We start from the raw sequence: 5,721 nt of genomic DNA on the forward strand, positions 1-5,721 counted from the left end.
CGCGCATAGCAGAACAGAAACAAGTTGCGCACCAGCTCCTTGAGCACCCCAGGTTCACTCGAATTCAGCCCGCTCATGTCCAGGTCGCCCTGGTCACGCAGTTCGTCGAGTGCTTCTTCTTCAAGCACCGCGCACACTTCGCCGGTTTCGCGGTGAAGAATGCGCAGGTAGGGGTGAGGGCGGTCAAGCCAGGCGTCAATCAGATAAGTCATGGCTATTCTCCTTGGATACCAGTTCCAATGAGAATAATTCTTATTATCAGAATAGCAAGCGCCTATTGGCCTTTTTTTGTGTAATCAGACTTTGCGAACGAACTCGGACTTCAGTTTCATGGCGCCAATGCCATCGATCTTGCAGTCGATATCGTGGTCGCCGTCGCACAGGCGGATGTTCTTGACCTTTGTGCCAACCTTCACCACCAAAGACGAACCCTTGACCTTGAGGTCCTTGATCACGGTGACGGTGTCGCCGTCCTGCAGGATATTGCCGACCGAGTCCTTCTTCACCGCCTCGTCGCTGGCCGCTTCGGCGTCGCCACTGGCAGACCACTCGTGGGCGCATTCAGGGCAGATCAGTTGAGTGCCATCCTCATAGGTGTACTCGGAATTGCATTTTGGGCAGGGTGGCAAAGTGCTCACTTCGGTTCCTCAAACAAACAGACGGGCGGTTAAAAACCCACATTGTAAAAGGTATTTTCCCAGAAGTGATTATGTCCGGACAAAACGCATCGCGGGCAAGCCCGCTCTTACAGGCGAATCCTGTGGGAGCGGGCTTGCCCGCGAATGAAGACGACTCGGCCTGTCAGTGAGTGCGCGCGACCGCAAACTCGCTCAGCTCAACCAGGGCATCCCGGTATTCACTGGCTGGCAGCACTTCGAGGCAGGCAATGGCGCGCTTCACATAGTCGCGCGCCAGTTCGGCGGTGTACTGCAGTGCGCCCGACGCTTCGACCGCCACGCGAATCTGCTCCAGATCCTCAAGGCCACCTTTCTGGATCGCCTGGCGTACCAGCGCAGCCTGCTCGGCAGTGCCTTCGCGCATGGTGTAGATCAGCGGCAGGGTAGGCTTGCCCTCGGCCAGGTCGTCACCGACGTTCTTGCCCAGGGTTTGCGAGTCGCCCTTGTAGTCCAGCAGGTCGTCGACCAGCTGGAAGGCCACGCCCAGGTGGTCACCGAAGGTGCGCAGGGCTTCGCGCTGCTCGTCGGTGGCTTCGGCCAGCGCGGCGGCGCTGTGGGTCGAGGCTTCGAACAGCATCGCGGTCTTGCCGCGGATCACCTCCATGTAGATTTCCTCGGTGGTGCTGGCATCGCGTACCCGCGACAACTGCAGCACTTCACCTTCGGCGATCACGCGGGTGGCCTTGGACAGGATCTGCATGACCGGCATCGAGCCCAGTTCGACCATCATTTCGAACGAGCGCGAATAAAGGAAGTCGCCCACCAGCACGCTCGGCGCGTTGCCCCACAGGGCGTTGGCGGTGGAGCGGCCACGGCGCATGCCCGACATGTCGACCACGTCGTCGTGCAGCAGGGTGGCGGTGTGCAGGAATTCGATGGTGGCGGCCAGCAGACGCAGGTCGTCGCCTTCGCGGCCCAGGGCCTTGCCACACAGCAGTACCAGCAGGGGACGCAGGCGCTTGCCACCGGCGGACGTGATATAGTCGCCGATCTTCGATACCAGCGGCACGCGCGAGGTCAGCTGCTTCTTGATGATCTCGTCGACGGCGCTGAAATCATCAGCCACCGCACGGTAGAAGGTTTGGGGTTGCATCGGCTGCTCCAGTGAGGTTGCGCGGCATGCTAGGTCGCGGGTACCGGTGTGTCAAGGCGCGGTGCCAGCGGGCCGGGGGCGGCACTTGCAAGCAAAACCAGGGTTGCGTACAATCGCGCACCCTAACTTCCTGGGCAGCACCTGCCTTACGCAATTGCGCCGGGCCGTTCCAGCCTTGTGCAGCCATGCCAGCCAATACTCATCATATAAAGCGCTGGGTGAGCAGGATTATCGGAGAAATACCATGTCTTACGCAGTAATCGTTACCGGCGGCAAGCAGTACAAAGTCGCTGAAGGTGAATTCCTCAAGATCGAAAAACTGGAAGTCGCCACTGGCGAATCCGTGACTTTCGATCGCGTTCTGCTGGTCGCCAACGGTGAAGAAGTCACCATCGGTGCTCCAGTTGTTGCTGGCGCTAAAGTAGTGGCCGAAGTCGTTTCGCAAGGCCGCCACGACAAGGTTCGCATCATCAAGTTCCGTCGTCGTAAGCACCACATGAAGCGTATGGGCCACCGCCAGTGGTTCACCGAGATCAAAATCACCGGCATCCAGGCTTAATCCCCTAGATCCCCTGAATTTATTTGGAGAATTGAACCATGGCTCACAAGAAGGCTGGTGGTAGTACTCGTAACGGTCGCGACTCAGAATCTAAACGCCTTGGCGTGAAGATGTATGGCGGCCAGGTTATCAAGCCAGGCAACATCATCGTCCGTCAGCGCGGCACCGAATTCCACGCTGGCTACGGCGTTGGCATGGGCAAGGACCACACCTTGTTCGCCAAGATCGAAGGCGTGATCAAGTTCGAGAAGAAAGGCGAGTTCATGCGCCGTTACGTGAGCATCGTCGCCGCTTAATCGCGACGTCGCTCCAGAAGCCCCGTCATGCGACGGGGCTTTTTCGTTTGTGGTGAGCCTCTTGCAAAGCTGTTTGTCTGGGTTGCCGGCGTTGGTTTCTACGGTCGTACGGGGCCGCCGCGCTCATTTTTGCAAGAGCCTCATGTTTTTGAGTCATTCAACTCGTCTACCGACGAGAGGCGGTTTTAATGAAGTTTGTTGACGAAGTATCCATTCGGGTCAAGGCCGGTGACGGCGGCAACGGTTGCATGAGCTTCCGTCGCGAAAAATTCATCGAGAACGGTGGCCCTAACGGCGGTGACGGCGGTGACGGCGGCTCGGTGTACATGGTCGCCGACGAAAACCTGAACACCCTGGTGGACTATCGCTACACCCGTCACCACGAAGCCCAGCGCGGCTCCAATGGCGGCAGCACCGACTGCACCGGCAAGAAGGGTGAAGACCTGTTCCTGCGCGTGCCGGTCGGTACTACCGTGATTGATGCTTCCACCCAGGAAGTGATCGGTGACCTGGTCACCCCTGGCCAGAAGCTGATGGTCGCCCAGGGCGGCTGGCACGGCTTGGGCAACACCCGTTTCAAGTCCAGCACCAACCGTGCACCCCGCCAGACCACGCCAGGCAAGCCGGGTGACCAGCGCGACCTGAAGATGGAAATGAAAGTGCTGGCCGACGTTGGTCTGCTGGGCCTGCCGAACGCCGGCAAGAGTACCTTCATCCGCTCGGTATCGGCCGCCAAGCCGAAAGTGGCCGACTACCCGTTCACCACCCTGGTGCCAAACCTGGGCGTGGTCAGCGTCGACCGCTGGAAGAGCTTTGTCATTGCCGACATCCCCGGCCTGATCGAAGGCGCGTCCGAAGGTGCCGGCCTGGGTATCCGCTTCCTCAAGCACCTGGCGCGTACCCGTGTGCTGTTGCACCTTGTGGACATTGCGCCGCTGGACGAAAGCAGCCCGGCCGATGCTGCCGAAGTGATCGTCAACGAGCTGACCCGCTTCAGCCCGTCGCTGGCCGAGCGTGAGCGTTGGCTGGTACTGAACAAGTCGGACATGGTCATGGACGACGAGCGCGATGCGCGTGTTCAGGAGGTGATCGACCGCCTGGAGTGGGAAGGCCCGGTCTACGTGATCTCGGCTATCTCCAAGCAGGGTACCGACAAGCTCAGCCACGACCTGATGCGCTACCTCGAAGACCGCGCCGACCGCCTGGCCAACGACCCGGCTTACGCCGAAGAACTGGCCGACCTCGACCAGCGCATCGAAGACGAAGCCCGCGCCCAGCTGCAGGCCCTGGACGACGCGCGTACCTTGCGCCGTACTGGCGTCAAGAGCGTGCACGACATCGGCGACGATGACGGTTGGGATGATGATTTCGAGGACGACGAAGACGGTCCGGAAATCATTTACGTGCGCGACTGACCGGTTGCAGTACACTAAACGCCGCTCTCTGGAGCGGCGTTTTTGTATCCACGGTATCTACAGATTCGACATAGGTTGGAAGAAGATGCGAAGCAAGGTGACGGGCGCCAAGCGCTGGGTCGTGAAGATTGGCAGTGCTCTACTGACCGCCGATGGCAAAGGCCTCGACCGCGGCGCCATGGCCGTTTGGGTCGAGCAGATGGTCGCGCTGCGTGAGGCAGGTGTGGAGTTGGTACTGGTCTCATCCGGGGCCGTGGCTGCCGGCATGAGCCAGCTGGGCTGGACCACGCGACCGAGCGCGATGAACGAGCTGCAGGCGGCTGCCGCGCTTGGCCAGATGCGTTTGGTGCAGGCCTGGGAGTCGAGCTTCGGCGAGCATGGCAAGCACACCGCGCAAATCCTGCTGACCCATGACGACCTGTCCGACCGCAAGCGTTACCTGAACGCCCGCAGCACCTTGCGCACCCTGGTCGACCTGGGCGTGGTGCCGGTGATCAACGAGAACGACACCGTGGTCACCGACGAAATCCGCTTCGGCGACAACGACACCCTCGCGGCGCTGGTGGCCAACCTGGTCGAGGCCGACCTGCTGGTGATCCTCACCGACCGCGATGGCATGTTTGACGCCGACCCGCGCAACAACCCCGAAGCCCAGCTGATCTACGAAGCCCGTGCCGACGACCCGACGCTGGATGCCGTGGCCGGTGGTACCGGTGGTGCCCTGGGCCGTGGCGGCATGCAGACCAAGCTGCGCGCCGCGCGCCTGGCCGCCCGTTCCGGTGCCCACACCATCATCATCGGTGGCCGCATCGAACGCGTGCTGGACCGCCTCAAGGCAGGCGAGCGCCTGGGTACCTTGCTGTCGCCCGAGCGTGGCATGCTGGCCGCGCGCAAACAGTGGCTGGCCGGCCACCTGCAGACCCGTGGCACCCTGGTGCTGGATGCCGGTGCCGTGCAGGCACTGCGCCAGGCCAACAAGAGCCTGCTGCCGGTTGGCGTGAAGACCGTGCAGGGCAGCTTCCGCCGTGGCGAGATGGTGGTGTGTGTTGGCCCGGACGGTGTTGAAGTGGCACGCGGGCTGGCCAACTACAGCGCCCTGGAGGCGCAGAAGATCATTGGTCAGTCGTCCGATACCATCGAGTCCATCCTTGGCTATAGTGCGGAGCCCGAGTTGGTGCACCGCGACAATCTGGTGCTGGTATGAGCATGTTCAAGCGGGTGATTGGCGTGGCGGCACTGGTGCTGCCAATGCTGGCAGGGGCCGAAGAAGTCGGCCAGGTGTCCACTGTCTTCAAGTTCCTGGGGCCGAACGACCGCATCGTGGTCGAAGCGTTTGACGACCCCAAGGTCGAGGGCGTGACTTGCTACCTGTCCCGGGCCAAGACTGGCGGCATGAAGGGTGGCTTGGGGCTGGCGGAGGACCGTGCGGAGGCGTCGATTGCCTGCCGTCAGGTCGGGCCGATCAACTTCAAGGGGGAGTTGAAAGATGGCGAGGAAGTGTTCAAGGAACGCACCTCGCTGGTGTTCAAGACCATGCAGGTGGTGCGCTTTCTCGACAAGAAGCGCAACACGCTGGTGTACCTGGTGTACAGCGACCGCATGATCGAAGGCAGCCCGCAGAACGCGGTGACCGCAATTCCGATCCTGCCTTGGGCGCATTGATAGCCTGGTAGATTGCCGG

The 5,721-nt window shown here is 61.2% G+C and carries 8 protein-coding genes; 5 read left to right on the forward strand and 3 right to left on the reverse strand.

Annotation, left to right across the window (positions count from 1 at the left end; translation table 11 throughout):
- The 3 genes from ACK1VC_RS24045 to ACK1VC_RS24055 all read right to left on the reverse strand — a co-directional run.
- Positions 1-212, reverse strand: a 212-nt coding sequence (locus ACK1VC_RS24045) for a PA4570 family protein (protein WP_449118058.1), incomplete at its 3' end; no start/stop codon positions are given.
- A gap of 84 nt (positions 213-296) precedes the next feature.
- Positions 297-638 carry a zinc ribbon domain-containing protein YjdM gene (locus tag ACK1VC_RS24050; protein ID WP_016484830.1) on the reverse strand — a complete coding sequence of 114 codons (342 nt, stop codon included), beginning with the start codon at positions 636-638 and terminating at the stop codon, positions 297-299.
- A 163-nt stretch (positions 639-801) separates the two neighbouring features.
- Positions 802-1,770 carry a polyprenyl synthetase family protein gene (locus ACK1VC_RS24055; RefSeq protein WP_023048269.1) on the reverse strand — a complete coding sequence of 323 codons (969 nt, stop codon included), beginning with the start codon at positions 1,768-1,770 and terminating at the stop codon, positions 802-804.
- Positions 1,771-2,014: 244 nt separating this feature from the next.
- Here ACK1VC_RS24055 and rplU point away from each other — a divergent pair, with 244 nt between their 5' ends.
- The 5 genes from rplU (at position 2,015) to ACK1VC_RS24080 (ending at position 5,702) form a co-directional block, all read left to right on the forward strand.
- Complete coding sequence (gene rplU, locus ACK1VC_RS24060) at positions 2,015-2,329, forward strand: 50S ribosomal protein L21 (protein ID WP_003247466.1); 315 nt, start codon at positions 2,015-2,017, stop codon at positions 2,327-2,329.
- Positions 2,330-2,367: 38 nt separating this feature from the next.
- Positions 2,368-2,625, forward strand: coding sequence for a 50S ribosomal protein L27 (gene rpmA, locus ACK1VC_RS24065; protein ID WP_003247464.1), 258 nt, complete (start codon positions 2,368-2,370; stop codon positions 2,623-2,625).
- A gap of 188 nt (positions 2,626-2,813) precedes the next feature.
- Positions 2,814-4,040 carry an Obg family GTPase CgtA gene (gene cgtA, locus ACK1VC_RS24070; RefSeq protein WP_016484832.1) on the forward strand — a complete coding sequence of 409 codons (1,227 nt, stop codon included), beginning with the start codon at positions 2,814-2,816 and terminating at the stop codon, positions 4,038-4,040.
- 85 nt (positions 4,041-4,125) lie between these two features.
- A complete protein-coding gene (proB, locus tag ACK1VC_RS24075) occupies positions 4,126-5,244 on the forward strand; it encodes a glutamate 5-kinase (protein WP_016484833.1) in 1,119 nt (372 codons plus the stop codon).
- Positions 5,241-5,702, forward strand: coding sequence for a CreA family protein (locus tag ACK1VC_RS24080; protein WP_016484834.1), 462 nt, complete (start codon positions 5,241-5,243; stop codon positions 5,700-5,702). The genes proB and ACK1VC_RS24080 overlap by 4 nt, the downstream gene beginning before the upstream one ends.
- The last annotated feature ends 19 nt before the right edge of the window (positions 5,703-5,721 follow it).

This window comes from Pseudomonas sp. XP2 (assembly GCF_053557975.1).